This is a genomic window from Paraburkholderia fungorum (assembly GCF_046027605.1).
Taxonomy (GTDB): Bacteria; Pseudomonadota; Gammaproteobacteria; order Burkholderiales; family Burkholderiaceae; genus Paraburkholderia; species Paraburkholderia fungorum_F.
Window position 1 is genome coordinate 50,825 of the sequence record NZ_JAQQEF010000007.1, and the last position, 14,380, is coordinate 65,204.

Below are 14,380 nucleotides of genomic sequence, written 5' to 3' on the forward strand. Positions count from 1 at the left end.
GGTTTCAGGGAGCGCACTTCGCGCGCGCGTCACGCCCATCAACTTTTCTTCTTGGTCGGGCGTACATAGCCCGGCTTGCTTGTTTGAGTCTTCTCGTTCAGAACCAGCATGTCTTCTTCGACATCCTTCCAGACCGTCGTACCCGCGGCGATCGTCACGCCACGCTTCACGCGCACGGGCGCAACGAGCTGTGTGTCCGAACCGACGAACACGTCGTCTTCGATGATCGTGCGGGATTTGTTCGCGCCATCGTAGTTACAGGTGATGGTACCCGCGCCGATATTCACACGCGCACCGATATCCGCGTCGCCGATATACGTCAAATGATTCGCCTTCGAGCCATGACCGAGCACCGCGTTTTTCACCTCGACGAAGTTGCCGACGTGCGACTCGTCCTGCAATGACGCACCTTGACGCAGCCGTGCATAGGGGCCGAGCACGACTTTCGCGCCGACCTCGGCGCCTTCGATGTGCGTGAAAGCGTCGACGCGCGTACCGGCACCGATCGTCGCGTTGCGGATCACGCAGTTCGGGCCGACCGTCACGTTGTCGGCCAGGCTGACGCGGCCCTCGAACACACAGTTCACGTCGATCGAGACATCGCGGCCGCATTCGAGTGTGCCGCGCACATCGAGGCGAGCCGGATCGGCAAGGGTGACGCCGGCCGTCAGCAGCGCCTCGGCGACGTTGTGCTGGTAGATCCGTTCGAGTTCGGCAAGCTGCTGCTTGCTATTCACGCCGAGCGTTTCCCACTCTTCGTCCGGCTGCGTGGTGACGACTTCGAGCCCTGCTTCGATCGCCATCTCGACCGCGTCGGTCAGGTAAAACTCGCCTTGCGCGTTGTCGTTCTTCAACGCCGCGAGCCAGCCGCCAAGGCGCTCGGTCGGCGCGACGATGATGCCGGTGTTGATCTCGGCGATCTTGAGCTGCTCGGGCGTTGCGTCTTTCTGTTCGACGATTCGCGACACCTTGCCGTGCTGATCGCGCACGATGCGGCCATAGCCGCTGGGGTCGTTGAGCGTGACAGTGAGAACGCCGTAGCCGCCTTGGCCCGCGCGATCGGTCAGCGCCCGCAGCGTGCTGGCACGTGTGAGCGGCACATCGCCGTACAGCACGAGCGTGGGTTCGGACGGATCGAGCAGCGGCAGCGCCTGTTGCACCGCGTGGCCCGTGCCGAGTTGTTGCTCCTGCGCGGCGAACTGAACGTCTGGCGCCGCTACCGCTTGACGCACGGCGTCAGCACCATGTCCGACCACCACGACGAGCCGCGTGGGCTTGAGCGTGCGGGCAGTGTCGATGACATGAGCGAGGAGCGGCCGGCCAGCCAGAGGATGGAGCACCTTGGGAAGCGCGGACCGCATGCGCTTGCCGGTGCCTGCCGCCAAAATCACGATGTTCATGGCGTCGGCAAATAGACAAGTTTGGAGGCGACGATTCTATCATGCAGCCTATGACGACAAAGGCCGCTCGCGCGGCCCTCGCAGTGGGCGGAAATGCCGAAATCCCACATTTCCCGCACGTTTCCCGTGGGTTTCCCGCCTGTCTCTGAGACTCTCACATATCGTCGAACTGGACGATCGAGATCGTCTTCGAGGCGCTGAGCAGCGCACCGTCGCCGGTATCGGTCGAACACGGCTCTTCGTCGAAGGCGATATCGCCTTGTGGATCGGCCTCGCCCGTTGCGCGCAAACCGGCGAACGGAAACAGCTTATGGTCCATCAGGTGCGACGGCACGATGTTCGACAACGCATTGAACATGTTCTCGATGCGACCCGGGAAGCGCTTCTCCCAATCGCGGATCAGCGCCTTCATCTCCGCACGTTTCAGGTTCGGCTGGCTGCCGCACAAGTTGCACGGAATGATCGGGAATTCGCGCAGCTCCGCGTACTTCTCCAGATCGGTTTCCTTCACGTAGGCGAGCGGGCGGATCACGATGTTCTTGCCGTCGTCCGATTGCAGCTTGGGTGGCATGCCCTTCAGCTTGCCGCCGTAGAACATGTTCAGCAGCAACGTTTGCAGGATGTCGTCGCGATGATGGCCGAGCGCGATCTTGGTCGCGCCGAGCTCGCCCGCGACACGATACAGAATGCCGCGACGCAGCCGCGAGCACAGCGAGCAGGTGGTCTTGCCTTCAGGCACCAACCGCTTGACGATGCTGTAGGTATCCTGATTCTCGATGTGAAACGGAATGTCGAGTTGCTTCAGGTACTCGGGCAGTACGTGCTCCGGAAAGCCCGGCTGTTTCTGGTCGAGATTCACCGCGACGATGTCGAAGTTGATCGGCGCGCGTTCGCGCAACCGCATCAGGATTTCGAGCATTGCGTAGCTGTCTTTGCCGCCCGACAGGCAGACCATCACCTTGTCGCCTTCCTCGATCATGTTGAAGTCGCCGATCGCCTCACCGACCTGACGCGCAAGCCGCTTGAACAGCTTGTTGTTCTCGTAGGCTTCTTTCTGCTCGCGGCGCGTGAGCGGCGCTTTGACCGCTGAGGCGTGCGCGGCCTGGGCCGCTTCGGGGGCCGCGCCGCCGTTCAGGGTTTCCTGAGCATTCATGGCTCAATCCTCTTTGATGCGGAAGACTTCGACGCCCACCGCGTCGCAGTCAGGATAAACGTCCGGCTTTTCGGTCGACACACACACGGCACGCACCTGTGGATGCGCGAGCAATGCCTTGACGAGGTCGTCGCAGAGCGTTTCCTGCAAGTGAATATGACCTTGTTCGACGCGACGCGCGATGGTCGAGCGCATGAAGTCGTAATCGACGACTTCATTCAATTTGTCCTGAACCGGCGTGGACAGCGCGAGCGGCACGAACAGTTCGACGTTGATCACGACGCGCTGTTCGCCACGCTTTTCGAAGTCGTGCACGCCAATGTTGATGTGCACTTCGTAATTGCGCAGAAAGAGCCGGCGGCAATCGGCGAGCCGGGGATGCGAAAGAGCGGCAAACATGTTCGTTCCAGTCGAAAAAAGCGTGCGGGGCACGCAAGGGGACGCTTCAGCGCACGGGCGGTTGCCGGTTCGACCCGGCAACAGGCGCGCGCTGTTCAGGCGCCCGTCAAAAACATCACGTCGCGCGGCAGCGGCACCAGGTGCTGCCCGCCGTCGACCACCAGCGTCGTTCCGGTGACGCCCGCTGCATCGGCGAGATACAGCGCGGCGGCGACGATATCCTCCGGCCGCGAGGCGCGGCCCAAAGGCGTGGCACGGTGAGCTTCATCAAAACCCGCCGGCGTTTGATCGCCGGATTGCATTGTCAGACCGGGCGCGAGGCCTACCACGCGCACTTTTGGCGCCAACGCCTGCGCCAATGCAACCGTCGCTGTCTGCAACGCTGCTTTCGACAGCGTGTACGACAGGTAATCCGGATTCATGTTGTACAGCTTCTGATCCAGCACGTTGATGACGACGCCGCGCTGGCTCTCGTCGGTGCGCGCGGCCTCCGGCGTGGCCTCGAACAGCATACGCGCCAATACGAGCGGCGCGCCGAGATTCATCGCGGTCAGCTTTAGCAGCAGGTCGTAACCGACGTTGTGCGCGGTGTCTTCTTCGAAGCGCGACGCGTTGTTGACGATACAGGCCGGACGACCCAGCGCGGCGGTACAGGCGGGCAATAACTGCTCGACCTGGGCTTCGTCGCCCAATTCCGCGTGCAAAGCCACCGCCCGGCGGCCCAAGGCGACGATTTCCGCGACCAGCTCATCCGCTTCGGCCCGCGACGCCCCGTAATGGACCGCGACGTCCCAACCCCGCGCGGCAAAGCCGAGCGCGAGCGCGCGCCCAATACGGCGGGCGGCGCCGGTAATCAGCACGATGCGCGGCGTTTCAGGCGCGCGGGCGGCGGCGGTATCCAGAGAGACGGTCATTTACAATGCGGGGATGAATCCGAAAGCTCACCAACCCGACAGTTTACCTGCTCCCGGCCCGAGCGCGCTTGCGCAGTCCGAAGCGCTGGTCGCACAGATCCGCTCGGAGCTCGACGTGGCCGGCGGCTGGCTGCCGTTCGACCGCTATATGGAGCGCGCGCTGTACGCGCCGGGACTCGGCTATTACAGCGGCGGCGCCCGCAAATTCGGCCTGCGCGGCGACGACGGCAGCGACTTCGTGACGGCGCCGGAAATGTCACCGCTATTCGCCACGACGCTGGCGCGCCCGCTTGCCGAAGCCTTGCAGGCGAGCGGTACGCGCGACGTCATGGAATTCGGCGCCGGCACGGGCAAACTGGCTGCCGGATTGCTGAATGCGCTCGACGCGCTGGGCGTCGAATTCGATAGTTACTCGATCGTGGATTTGTCGGGTGAATTGCGTGAGCGCCAGCGCGAGACGATCGAAGCCGCTGCGCCGACGCTGGCCGCGAAGGTGCGCTGGCTGGACGCGTTACCGGAGCGTTTCGAGGGCGTGGTGATCGGCAACGAGGTGTTGGACGCGATGCCCGTGCGGCTCTTTGCTTTTACCGGCGGCGCCTGGCATGAGCGCGGCGTGGTGTGGCGCGATGAGGCCTTTGCGTTCGACGACCGTCCGGTGTCGGCCGTAGCGGACATTGCGTTTCTGGCCGAGATAGAAACTGGCGGCGACGACTACGTGACCGAGACGCACGACGCCGGTCGGGCGTTCACCCGGACCATCTGCACGATGCTCACGCGCGGTGCGGCATTCTTTATCGATTATGGTTTTCCGCGTCACGAGTACTACCATGAGCAGCGCGCACAGGGTACGTTGATGTGTCATTACCGGCATCGGGCGCATGGCGATCCGTTTGTTTATCCGGGCTTGCAGGACATTACCGCGCACGTGGAATTTACCGGCATCGCCGAAGCTGGGGTTGAGGCTGGCGCGGATTTGTTGGGGTTCACATCGCAGGCGCGGTTCTTGTTGAATGCGGGGATTACTGAGGCGTTATCGGCGCTCGATCCTTCGGACACGATGAAGTTTTTGCCTGCGGCAAATGCGGTGCAGAAGTTGTTGTCGGAGGCGGAGATGGGTGAGCTATTCAAGGTGATCGCGTTTTCGCGCGGGCTGGATGACACGCTGCAAGCGTTTTCCAGTGGCGACCGGTCACATACGTTGTGATTTCTTGCGTTGGGGATTTGCGATGATCCGCTGGCTGTTAACTACGTTTGTTGCGGTGGCGGTGTTGTCGGCCTGCTGGCCGTGGCTTCGGAAGATTGGGATTGGGCGGATGCCTGGTGATGTGACGTTGCGACTCTTTGGGCGCGAGTATCCGTTTCCGTTTATGTCGACGCTTGTGCTTTCTATGGTGTTGTCGATTGTTGCCAGGGTTTTGTGAAAGTTGGGTTTTTTTGCCTTTGGCGGTGGTTGTTGGCTGTTTGCCTGTGGCGTTGGCCTTTCCTTGATTTTTTATTGGTCTATTAGTGTTGCCCCTGTGCGGGGCGGCACTTACTTTCTTTGCCGCGGCAAAGAAAGATAAGCAAAGAAAGCCGCTCAAACCGCTAATTCTTAAGCGGGTCCCCCGCACAGTTGCAGTAGTGGTCCATCTGGAATCCGTGCTCTCGCACATTCCGCGTCAGTGACACAGCCGTCATACTTCCGGCGGCGCTCCGCGCGCCGAAACGCATTTCTCAACACCAATTGCTACGTTTCGCGCTCGCGCTCCATTCACGCTCATCAGCTTAATCGATTCATTGGCTCATTTGGCTCTCGGCTCACTCGGCTCACTCGGCTCATTCGGCTCATTCGGCTCATTCGGCATTCGGCATTCGGCATTCGGCATTCGGCATTCGGCATTCGGCATTCGGCATTCGGCATTCGCATTCGCATTCGGGTCGTTCGGCATTCGAGTCATTCAGTTAATTTAGTTAATTCGGCTAATCCGACTAATTCGCTCATTCAATTCATTTTCAGATCATTCGGCACTTCGCCGAGGCGAAGCCGATGGCCCGCACTGCGTCCAGACAGAGCCACTGGTTTACATGATCATCCCTTCCGGCGAGCACGCGGTGCGAGGCGGGAAGTATGACTGCCTGGTCACTGACGCCAAATGTGCGAGAACCCAGATTCCAGATGCACCACTACCGAGACTGTGCGGGGGACCCGCTTAAGAACTAGCGGTGTGAGCCGCTTTCTTTGCTTATCTTTCTTTGCGGCGGCAAAGAAAGTAAGTGCCCGCCCCGCACAGGGGCGACGCTAATACACCAATATCAATTCAAGGAAAGGCCAACGCCATAGGCAGACAGACAACCAATCGCCGCGCAGCCAACCAGATCAAGAAAAGCCCAACGCCGCAGGCAAACAACCAACAAGCATCGCGCAGCCAAAAACCCATATTTAAGAAATCACCCCTTCAACAGCGCGAACGCGCTCCAGGTGCACAGCATCCTTAATCCCCCCAGGCGAGTCAGCGAGCCTCTTAGCCACAGCACCCGCATCCACGCCCCGCGCGGCAACCAGCGCAACCCGCAGCCGCTCGGCCTGCGGATACTCCCGCATCTCAAACCCTAGCCGCCCACGCGCATCCGCCTCGCAAGCCTGCAAGGCTTCAGCAAACCGCGCAGGTTTCCGAATCGCATCGCTGCGCTCGAGCAGCCTCACCAACGCGGCAGCCCCCATCTCCATCACGCGATGAATATTTCCATGCTCCCGCGCCACCAGTAATGCCAGATCGCGACAATCATTCGGTACCCGCAACCGCTCGCATAAAGGCTTCAGCAAATCCACGCTGCGCCCCTCATGCCCGATGTGCCGCGGCAAGATATCGTCCGGTGTCGTCGCCTTGCCCAAGTCGTGCGTCAACGCAGCAAACCGCACCGGCAACGCATACCCCTGCTGCGCAGCATGGTCGATCACCATCATCACATGCACGCCCGTATCCACCTCGGGGTGATAGTCAGCCCGCTGCGGCACGCCGAACAACGCGTCGATCTCCGGCAGAATCCGCGCCAACGCACCGCATTCCCGCAGCACCTCGAACATCCGGGACGGCTTCTTCTCCATCAACCCGCGTGATACTTCCTGCCACACGCGCTCGGCCACCAGCGCATTCACCTCGCCGTCGGCCACCATCTTGCGCATCAGCGCCATCGTCTCCGGCGCAACCGTGAAATCGACGAAGCGCGCCGCGAACCGTGCAATCCGCAATATCCGCACAGGGTCCTCGAGAAACGCATCGCTGACGTGACGAAACAGCCGCGCCTGCAAATCGCCCTGGCCGTTAAACGGGTCGATCACCGGGCCGGTCAGCTCGCCGTCCGGACGCATCTCGCGCGCCATCGCGTTGATCGTCAGGTCGCGGCGAGCGAGATCCTCTTCGAGCGTCACGTCCGGTGCGTAGAAGAACTGGAAACCGTGATAGCCGGCCGCCGTCTTGCGCTCCGTGCGCGCGAGTGCGTACTCCTCGTGCGTCTGCGGATGCAGGAACACGGGGAAGTCCTTGCCCACCGGCCGATAGCCCTGCGCCACCATCTGCTCGGGCGTCGCGCCAACCACCACGTAGTCACGGTCCTGCACCGGCACGCCCAATAGCTCGTCGCGAATCGCCCCGCCTACCGCGTAGATATTCATGGGCATACGTCTTGTTCAGGAAGTCTGTGCGTTTCACGCAGCGCGTCGTCGATCCATGCCTTCACCGCAGGCGCAGCCGTCACGCGACGAACATAAGCCGCGGCCGCCTCGGACAACGCCGGCTGCCACGTGTTGCAGCGCATCACTACCGGCGCGTACATCGCGTCGGCAATGCCGAACGCGCCGAACAGGAAAGGGCCACCGTATGTATCCAGGCACTTGCGCCAGATCGCGTCGATGCGCGCAATATCGTCCAGCGCCTCCGGCGTCGCGTTCTTGCCTGGAAACGACGCGCGAATATTCATCCACATGTTCGAACGCAACGCACCAAAACCCGAATGCATCTCGGCGCTGACGCTGCGCGCGAGCCCGCGCGCCACAGGATCGCGTGGCCACAGCGCATGCTGCGGGAAGCGCTCAGCCAGCGTCTCGGCAATCGCGAGTGAATCCCACACGACAAGCCCGTCGTCGGCAACCAGAGTCGGCATCTTGCCCGCGCTCGTGGGCGCGTGAGACAGAATCGCGGCCTTCGTGCCGGGCTCACGCAAGTGGATCAGCACTTCCTCAAAGGGAATGCCGAAATGTTTGAACAGCAGCCACGGACGCATCGACCATGACGAATAGTTCTTGTCACCGATAAGCAGCTTCATGCTTCGTATAGGAGGAAGGATAAAAAGGTTCAGCGCCCCGCGCTGGCGCGAAACGTGTCGAAGCGCGAACGCGTCGACGCGCCGGTCAGGTACACGGGCGCGATCGTTTCGATGCTGGCGGGCTCGATGCCGAGTTCAGGCGCGAGCGGCCCGCTCAGCACGTTGTCGACTTTCATCGAATCGAGATTGTCGCGCGAGATCACCGGTTCGCCGGGCGCCATTTCGAACGTCAGCGCCTGCAGGCGCGCCAGTGCTTCCGGCAGGCGAACGATCCGCGCATGCCGGCCAATCACATCGCCACAATACGTGACGAGGTCTTCGAGTGTATAGACGGTCGGGCCGCCCAGTTCATAGGTATGACCGCTAGCGGCATCGAGATCGAGTACGTTGCAGATCGCTTTCGCTACATCGCCTACGTACACCGGCTGGAATTTCGCGTCCGGCATGGCAAGCGGGATCACCGGGAACATCCGCTGCAGGAACGCGAACTTGTTGAGCAGCTGATCTTCGGGACCGAACACCACGGATGGCCGGAAAACTGTCCACGCCAGATTCGCAGCATGCACGGCTTTTTCGCCGTCACCCTTCGAGCGCGAATACATGCTCGGACCGTTCGAATCGGCACCGAGCGCACTGATATGAATCAACCGATGCACACCCTTGCCTTCGCAAGCCGCCACGATTCTGGTCGGCAATTCGACGTGCATGCGCGCGAACTCCGGGCCGTAGGGCTTGCCGCGCTTGCCATGCAGCGTGGCCACGAGGTTGATCACGCAATCGGCGCCTTCGACAAAACGCGCGAGTTGCACCGGATCGAACACGTCGGTTTCGATCACGTCGATGGGTAGCAGGGTGAGATGGCGGGCGTTGTAACGCCGCCGGGTGGCGATGCGCACGTCTTTGCCCATTTCAACAAGGGCGTTGACGAGATGGCTGCCGATAAAACCGGACCCGCCGATGACCGCAATGGCTTGATGTCGCATTTTTCGACTCCCTGGTGGAAGCCGCGGCAACGGCTGGCGTGGCGCACCGCCGCGTCAGAAGTGACGCGGCGGCGGCACGGCGCTTACGGCGCGATATAACCCAGACGCGCCTTCAGCGATTGCGGACGGCCTTCGAACAATGCCGCGTAGTAGACCGTGTTGGACAACACATTCTTAACGTAGTCGCGCGTTTCCTGGAATGGAATCGCCTCGGCAAAGATCGCGCCTTCTACCGGATGTTGCAACTGCTGCCGCCAGTTGCGCGGGCGGCCGGGACCGGCGTTATAGCCGGCGGTGGCCAGCACGGCGGACCCGTCGAACTGATTGTAGATCATCGACAGGTAGTTCGTGCCCAGCAGGATGTTGGTGTTGATGTCGTTCATCTGCTCGCGCGAAATCGGGCCTAGGCCGATCTTTTTCGCCACCAGTTGCGCGGTGCCCGGCATCAACTGCATCAAACCGCTCGCCCCGACTTCCGAACGGGCGTTCATGATGAAGCGCGACTCCTGGCGAATCAGCCCGTACGCCCATTCCACATCCAGCCCATTCGACTGCGCGTCGCGTTCGACGATGTCCTTGAATGGCGACAGGTAACGCAACGAGAAATCGTGCTCGCTCTTCGTGCGGTCCGCCGTGTTGACAGTGCGGTCATACAACTGGATACGGCGCGCGTATTCCGCGGCGGCGAGCAGTTGCCGGTCGCTCATGGTGCGCAGCGGCCAGTTCCATTCGCGATTGCCCTCGAGCCGCAGATTCAGCGCGTAGAAACGCTGCGCCAGATCGAAGCCCGGCGTGTTGCCGGCCTGTTGAACTTCGGCGTCGCTCACCATCGTTTTAGGCGGCACGGTGATCTTCTGGCCGAGTTCTTCCGCAGCCAGTTGGCCGTAGAAGTTGAAGCCCTGCGAGATCGATTCGAATTCCTGGTTGGCCGTGGTCGTGTCGCCCGCTTGTTTCAATGCACGCGCATGCCAGTACACCCACGACGGCTGATTGCGCAGCACCGCCGGCATCTGTTCGATCGACCAGCGCACCATCGTCCAGTCGCCCGCGAGCAGCGCGGTGCGGGTGCGCCATTCGTACGCGGGGTTCGACAGCGGGGCATTCACCGACAGCCGGTACCAGTCGACCGCGCCCGGCATCTGCTTGGCGGCGGCCTGATAGGCAATCGTGCCCCAGCCGATGGCGCGCTCGGGCGAACTCAACGACGGCGCCACCGAGGCGAATGTGGCCGCGGCCATGGCCGGATCGTTGCGCGCCATGCGCGTGATCGCAAGCAACGCGAGTTGGTGCGACTGCGTATCCGGACCGACGCCGCGCGCCAGCAACAACGGCGGCGTGCTCGTGGCCTGGCCGAACAGCACCGGATCGGGCGGCTGGTTGCTGAGTGCATCGACCAGCTTGCTGCCGGTGCTGGTGTAGTTCTGCTCGTACGCGAGACGGATCTGTTGCCAGACGTCGTCCGAACTGAATTGCTGGTTGACCGCCAGCGAAGTGATCAGATCGACGCAGCCGTCGCCGTACCACTTCGGATCGATCAGCAGCGCACGCGCCGCGTCGGCGACATTTTCGCCGCGCGCGGCGCGCGATTCGAGCGCGTAGCACTTCACCTGCGTATCGTCGTTCAGCACGAAGCGCGCGTATTGCTGATCGAAATTGCGCCAGTCGTGACGCGCGCCGAGTACGGTGAGGTAGTCGTTGCGCAGACGGTCGGCGATCGCCTGGCCGTCGTACTTCTGCAGGAATGCCAGCACCGGCGCGTCCGGCGCGTCGATGCGCGCGTGGCCGCTGGAATCGAACAACTGCGGCTTGATCTGGAAGTACTCGAGATACGACGGCGCCGGGTAGTTCGGGATCATGCTCGCCAGTTGCGCGGCGCGCCCCGCGTCGTTATTGCGGGCGGCCTCGCGAAGCTGGATGAAGGTCTGGTCGTCGTTCGTGAGTTGCGAAAGAGGAATGGGCTTGACGGCGGAGGCCGTGCTGCATGCGACGAGTGCCGCGGCGGCAAGCGCCAGACCGGCCGCGCGATATACTCGATAGAGGCGTTTTGACATCGTTGTTTCTGGAGCGCGAATTGAACCCAAGCATAGCATGCAACCCCGGCGCGGAATCGAAAAAGGCACTGCGTCGAATGCTATTGGAAACAAGGCTACAAGCGGCTTCCGAGCCGGCGCACAACGCTGCGCTCAAGCGTCGCATGCTCGATGCGTTGAAGCACTACGGCGTGAGCAGCGTCGGGTTCTATTGGCCGCTGGCGGGCGAATTCGACGCACGCGCCACGATCGCGATCTGGCTTGCCGCCGACACGCAACGCGAGGCGAGTTTGCCGATCATCAAGGAACGCGGCGTGCCGCTCGAATTCCACGCATGGGCGCCGGATACGCCGATGAAGATCGGTCATCACAAGATCGCTGAGCCCACCTCAGGGCGCGTGATGGTACCCGCCCTGTTGTTCGTGCCGTGCGTCGGTTTCGACGCCGACGGCTTCCGGCTTGGCTACGGCGGGGGGTATTACGACCGCACGCTGGCTGCGTGGCCAGCTGCGCAGAAACCGCTCACGGTCGGCATCGCCTATGAAGCGTGCCGCACGGACGCGTTGCAGCGCGAGGTCCACGACATCCCGCTCGATCTGATCGTGACGGAAGCCGGCCTCTATCCGCGAGCGGCGCAATAAGCAATCGGGCGCTCGGTGAGCGTCGCGCGCGCCGCGGCCGCGGCTGTGGTTGCGACCCGATTGCGGTTCAGTTGCAGCTCAGTTGCCGCCCGGATGTGACCGGGCACCCAGCGACGACCCGCTATAAAGACGCCGCCGCCCGCGCGGCCGTGTCATACAGTCCGGACGCGTTGCGCATCAGTTGCGCCGCCTCGCCGATCTGCTCGTTGGTCAGGCCGCTTTCCTTCAGCGTCGAGATCAGGCAGCTCTCGCGCACCTCGCGATACTTCAGACAGAGCGCACGGCCCGCATCGGTCGCCGAGAAGAACACTTCCTTGCCGGTCTTTTCGCTTTTTACATACCCTCTAGCTACGAGCTTCTTCAACGCGTAGGTGGCGACGTGCGTGTCTTCGATGTTCAGCACGAAGCAGATGTCCGCCAGCTTCTTGCGCCGCTCGCGATGGCTGACGTGGTGCAGCAGCGAGACTTCGATGGCGGTCATGTCCTTTTCGCCGGCCGCCGACATGCAGCGCACCATCCATCGGTTGAACGCGTTGCCCGCCATGATGAGCGCGTACTCCAGCTCGGACAGTTCCGCGCTTGTGTCAGACACGAGGTGTTCCGAGGAGACGATCTTGGTGGGATGGCGCGACATGGGGAAAATTCTCGGGAAACAGGTTAGGAAGGTGTCGGGAGTGTACGACGAGCGGCCCCTTCCGGGGAGCCTGGCGAAAACGCTTATTGATAAATTGTTGATATTTTATTGATAATGTACGCTTCAAGCATCGTGCACGCTATGCCGATAAATATCCATAGGGTTCGATATGCTCGACACTTCCGACTTGACCTGGGCCCGTAACCGATGAGCCAACCAAGAATCTTTCCGCTCGGCGACGCCGCGCTCGTCTGTGAGGCGCCGCCGCCTGCCACGCTGGATTGCCAGCGGCGCGTGTGGGCCGCGGCCGAGGCCGCGCGCGACTGGCCGCATGTGCTGGAAGTCGTGCCGGGCATGAACAATCTGACGCTCGTATTCGATCCGCTCGAAGCCGACCGCGAAGCGCTGGAGAGCCAGTTGCAAGCGGCCTGGAGCGCGTCGAGCGAGGTGCCCGCACTCGGCCGTGAAGTCGAAATCCCCGTGCAGTACGGCGGCGAATTCGGCCCGGACCTGCAAGTGGTCGCCAATCACACCGGCCTGAGCGTGCGCGAAGTCGTGCAACGTCATGCAGGCGGCGAATATGTGGTGTTTTTCCTCGGCTTCCAGCCGGGCTTTGCCTATATGGGTGGGCTTGACCAGACGCTGCACACGCCGCGCCGTTCAACGCCGCGGCTCGAAGTGCCGGCCGGCTCGGTCGGCATCGGCGGTGAGCAGACCGGCATTTATCCAGCGACCTCGCCCGGTGGCTGGCAGTTGATCGGCCGCACCGAGCTGCCGCTGTTCGATCCGGCGCGCCGCCCGCCCACGCTGTTGCAACCGGGCGACCGGGTGCGTTTTACCGTCGCGGGGATACACGCATGATCGATGTGATTCGCGCGGGTCTGCTGACCACGATTCAGGATCTCGGCCGCCACGGCTACCGCCACCTCGGCGTCGCGATGGGTGGCGCGCTCGACCGTCTGTCGCTCGAAGTCGGCAACCGGCTGGTCGGCAACCGGCCCGATGCGGCCGGCCTCGAAATTACCTTCGGCCCAACCGTGCTGCGCTTTCTGCGCGCCACACGCGTGGCCATCACCGGCACCGAATTCGGCGCGACGCTCGACGGCAAGCCGGTCTATTCATGGTGGAGCCTGCCGGTGCAGGCAGGTCAGGAACTGGTGCTGAACGCGGCCAAACGCGGCATGCGCGGCTATGTGTGCATCGCGGGCGGCATCGACGTGTTGCCGATGCTCGGCTCGCGCAGCACCGATCTCGCCGGCCAGTTCGGCGGACTCGGCGGCCGCGCGCTGCGCGACGGCGACCGTTTGCCGGTCGGCGCGCCGCCGCAACGCGGCCACTTGGGCTTTACCCCCGAAGCGCCGGAGTTCGGCGTGAAGGCGCCCGCCTGGTGCAAGTTCGTGCTGGTTCACGAGCCGCTGCGGCGCGGCCGGCATCCGTCCGGCGTACCGTGGGCCGTGCCGATCCGCGTGTTGCAAGGCCCTGAATACGGCAGTTTCACTGACGCAGCGCACGAATCGTTCTGGTCCGATGAGTGGCTGGTCACGCCAAACAGCAACCGCATGGGCTACCGGCTTTCCGGCGCTGAACTGAAGCGCACCCAGAAAAGTGACCTGCTGTCGCACGCGGTGTTGCCCGGCACGATTCAGGTGCCGCCGAACGGCCAGCCGATCGTGCTGATGAGCGATGGGCAAACCACCGGCGGCTATCCAAAGATCGGCGCTGTGATTCAGGCCGACATGTGGAAGCTCGCGCAGGTTCGCCTGAATGCCGCCATCCGCTTCATCCCGACAACGCCCTATGAGGCGCGTCAGGCCTTGCTGGAAGAACGCACGTATTTGCGGCAGATCGACGCCGCGATCGCCATGCATGAAGAACGCTGCGCGCGCCAGTTGGCGGTCGCAGCGCAGTAATTAACGAGCGCCTC

General features: G+C 62.6%; 14 protein-coding genes. 5 read left to right on the top strand and 9 right to left on the bottom strand.

Annotated elements, in window-relative coordinates; genetic code table 11:
- Positions 1-38: 38 nt before the first annotated feature.
- The 4 genes from glmU to PQR53_RS13860 all read right to left on the bottom strand — a co-directional run bounded on the left by glmU (position 39) and on the right by PQR53_RS13860 (position 3,866).
- Positions 39-1,400: a bifunctional UDP-N-acetylglucosamine diphosphorylase/glucosamine-1-phosphate N-acetyltransferase GlmU gene (gene glmU / locus PQR53_RS13845; protein WP_408454434.1), complete on the bottom strand. Its 1,362-nt coding sequence runs from the start codon at positions 1,398-1,400 to the stop codon at positions 39-41.
- A 154-nt stretch (positions 1,401-1,554) separates the two neighbouring features.
- A complete protein-coding gene (ttcA, locus tag PQR53_RS13850; RefSeq protein WP_179734900.1) occupies positions 1,555-2,553 on the bottom strand; it encodes a tRNA 2-thiocytidine(32) synthetase TtcA in 999 nt (332 codons plus the stop codon).
- A 3-nt stretch (positions 2,554-2,556) separates the two neighbouring features.
- Positions 2,557-2,952 (bottom strand): dihydroneopterin aldolase, encoded by a 396-nt coding sequence (locus tag PQR53_RS13855; RefSeq protein ID WP_074281934.1) that lies wholly within the window; start codon positions 2,950-2,952, stop codon positions 2,557-2,559.
- Positions 2,953-3,047: 95 nt separating this feature from the next.
- Positions 3,048-3,866, bottom strand: a complete 819-nt coding sequence (locus PQR53_RS13860; RefSeq protein ID WP_408454438.1) for an SDR family oxidoreductase — start codon at positions 3,864-3,866, stop codon at positions 3,048-3,050.
- A 13-nt stretch (positions 3,867-3,879) separates the two neighbouring features.
- Here PQR53_RS13860 and PQR53_RS13865 point away from each other — a divergent pair, with 13 nt between their 5' ends.
- Positions 3,880-5,070, top strand: a complete 1,191-nt coding sequence (locus PQR53_RS13865) for a class I SAM-dependent methyltransferase (RefSeq protein WP_408454440.1) — start codon at positions 3,880-3,882, stop codon at positions 5,068-5,070.
- A 22-nt stretch (positions 5,071-5,092) separates the two neighbouring features.
- On the top strand, positions 5,093-5,287 hold the full coding sequence (locus PQR53_RS13870; protein ID WP_179734906.1) for a DUF2905 domain-containing protein: 195 nt from the start codon (positions 5,093-5,095) through the stop codon (positions 5,285-5,287).
- 998 nt (positions 5,288-6,285) lie between these two features.
- Here the strand turns inward: PQR53_RS13870 and PQR53_RS13875 are convergent.
- From PQR53_RS13875 to PQR53_RS13890, 4 genes are all read right to left on the bottom strand, one after another.
- Entirely contained in the window at positions 6,286-7,518 is a 1,233-nt protein-coding gene (locus PQR53_RS13875) for a multifunctional CCA addition/repair protein (protein ID WP_408454443.1), read from the bottom strand.
- Positions 7,515-8,168, bottom strand: a complete 654-nt coding sequence (locus tag PQR53_RS13880) for a glutathione S-transferase family protein (protein ID WP_408454446.1) — start codon at positions 8,166-8,168, stop codon at positions 7,515-7,517. The genes PQR53_RS13875 and PQR53_RS13880 overlap by 4 nt, the downstream gene beginning before the upstream one ends.
- A gap of 29 nt (positions 8,169-8,197) precedes the next feature.
- The gene (locus PQR53_RS13885; RefSeq protein WP_408454449.1) at positions 8,198-9,151 is read right to left on the bottom strand and encodes a complex I NDUFA9 subunit family protein; all 954 of its coding nucleotides are present in this window, start codon (positions 9,149-9,151) and stop codon (positions 8,198-8,200) included.
- A gap of 83 nt (positions 9,152-9,234) precedes the next feature.
- Entirely contained in the window at positions 9,235-11,202 is a 1,968-nt protein-coding gene (locus tag PQR53_RS13890) for a lytic transglycosylase domain-containing protein (RefSeq protein WP_408454451.1), read from the bottom strand.
- 77 nt (positions 11,203-11,279) lie between these two features.
- On the opposite strand from PQR53_RS13890, the gene PQR53_RS13895 reads away from it, so the two are divergent.
- Positions 11,280-11,822, top strand: coding sequence for a 5-formyltetrahydrofolate cyclo-ligase (locus PQR53_RS13895; RefSeq protein ID WP_408454454.1), 543 nt, complete (start codon positions 11,280-11,282; stop codon positions 11,820-11,822).
- Positions 11,823-11,943: 121 nt separating this feature from the next.
- Here PQR53_RS13895 and PQR53_RS13900 read toward each other — a convergent pair whose 3' ends face one another.
- A complete protein-coding gene (locus tag PQR53_RS13900) occupies positions 11,944-12,456 on the bottom strand; it encodes a winged helix DNA-binding protein (protein WP_179734916.1) in 513 nt (170 codons plus the stop codon).
- Positions 12,457-12,663: 207 nt separating this feature from the next.
- Between PQR53_RS13900 and pxpB the strand changes: the two genes are divergently transcribed.
- Positions 12,664-13,317 carry a 5-oxoprolinase subunit PxpB gene (gene pxpB / locus PQR53_RS13905; protein ID WP_408454456.1) on the top strand — a complete coding sequence of 218 codons (654 nt, stop codon included), beginning with the start codon at positions 12,664-12,666 and terminating at the stop codon, positions 13,315-13,317.
- Positions 13,314-14,366: a 5-oxoprolinase subunit C family protein gene (locus tag PQR53_RS13910; protein ID WP_408454459.1), complete on the top strand. Its 1,053-nt coding sequence runs from the start codon at positions 13,314-13,316 to the stop codon at positions 14,364-14,366. The genes pxpB and PQR53_RS13910 overlap by 4 nt, the downstream gene beginning before the upstream one ends.
- Positions 14,367-14,380: the final 14 nt, after the last annotated feature.

What these genes read in the sequence shown, in the direction of transcription:
- glmU (WP_408454434.1), bottom strand. Translation starts at nt 1,400, where the DNA reads ATGAACATCGTGATTTTGGCGGCAGGCACCGGCAAGCGCATGCGGTCC.
- ttcA (WP_179734900.1), bottom strand. Translation starts at nt 2,553, where the DNA reads ATGAATGCTCAGGAAACCCTGAACGGCGGCGCGGCCCCCGAAGCGGCC.
- PQR53_RS13855 (WP_074281934.1), bottom strand. Translation starts at nt 2,952, where the DNA reads ATGTTTGCCGCTCTTTCGCATCCCCGGCTCGCCGATTGCCGCCGGCTC.
- PQR53_RS13860 (WP_408454438.1), bottom strand. Translation starts at nt 3,866, where the DNA reads ATGACCGTCTCTCTGGATACCGCCGCCGCCCGCGCGCCTGAAACGCCG.
- PQR53_RS13865 (WP_408454440.1), top strand. Translation starts at nt 3,880, where the DNA reads ATGAATCCGAAAGCTCACCAACCCGACAGTTTACCTGCTCCCGGCCCG.
- PQR53_RS13870 (WP_179734906.1), top strand. Translation starts at nt 5,093, where the DNA reads ATGATCCGCTGGCTGTTAACTACGTTTGTTGCGGTGGCGGTGTTGTCG.
- PQR53_RS13875 (WP_408454443.1), bottom strand. Translation starts at nt 7,518, where the DNA reads ATGAATATCTACGCGGTAGGCGGGGCGATTCGCGACGAGCTATTGGGC.
- PQR53_RS13880 (WP_408454446.1), bottom strand. Translation starts at nt 8,168, where the DNA reads ATGAAGCTGCTTATCGGTGACAAGAACTATTCGTCATGGTCGATGCGT.
- PQR53_RS13885 (WP_408454449.1), bottom strand. Translation starts at nt 9,151, where the DNA reads ATGCGACATCAAGCCATTGCGGTCATCGGCGGGTCCGGTTTTATCGGC.
- PQR53_RS13890 (WP_408454451.1), bottom strand. Translation starts at nt 11,202, where the DNA reads ATGTCAAAACGCCTCTATCGAGTATATCGCGCGGCCGGTCTGGCGCTT.
- PQR53_RS13895 (WP_408454454.1), top strand. Translation starts at nt 11,280, where the DNA reads ATGCTATTGGAAACAAGGCTACAAGCGGCTTCCGAGCCGGCGCACAAC.
- PQR53_RS13900 (WP_179734916.1), bottom strand. Translation starts at nt 12,456, where the DNA reads ATGTCGCGCCATCCCACCAAGATCGTCTCCTCGGAACACCTCGTGTCT.
- pxpB (WP_408454456.1), top strand. Translation starts at nt 12,664, where the DNA reads ATGAGCCAACCAAGAATCTTTCCGCTCGGCGACGCCGCGCTCGTCTGT.
- PQR53_RS13910 (WP_408454459.1), top strand. Translation starts at nt 13,314, where the DNA reads ATGATCGATGTGATTCGCGCGGGTCTGCTGACCACGATTCAGGATCTC.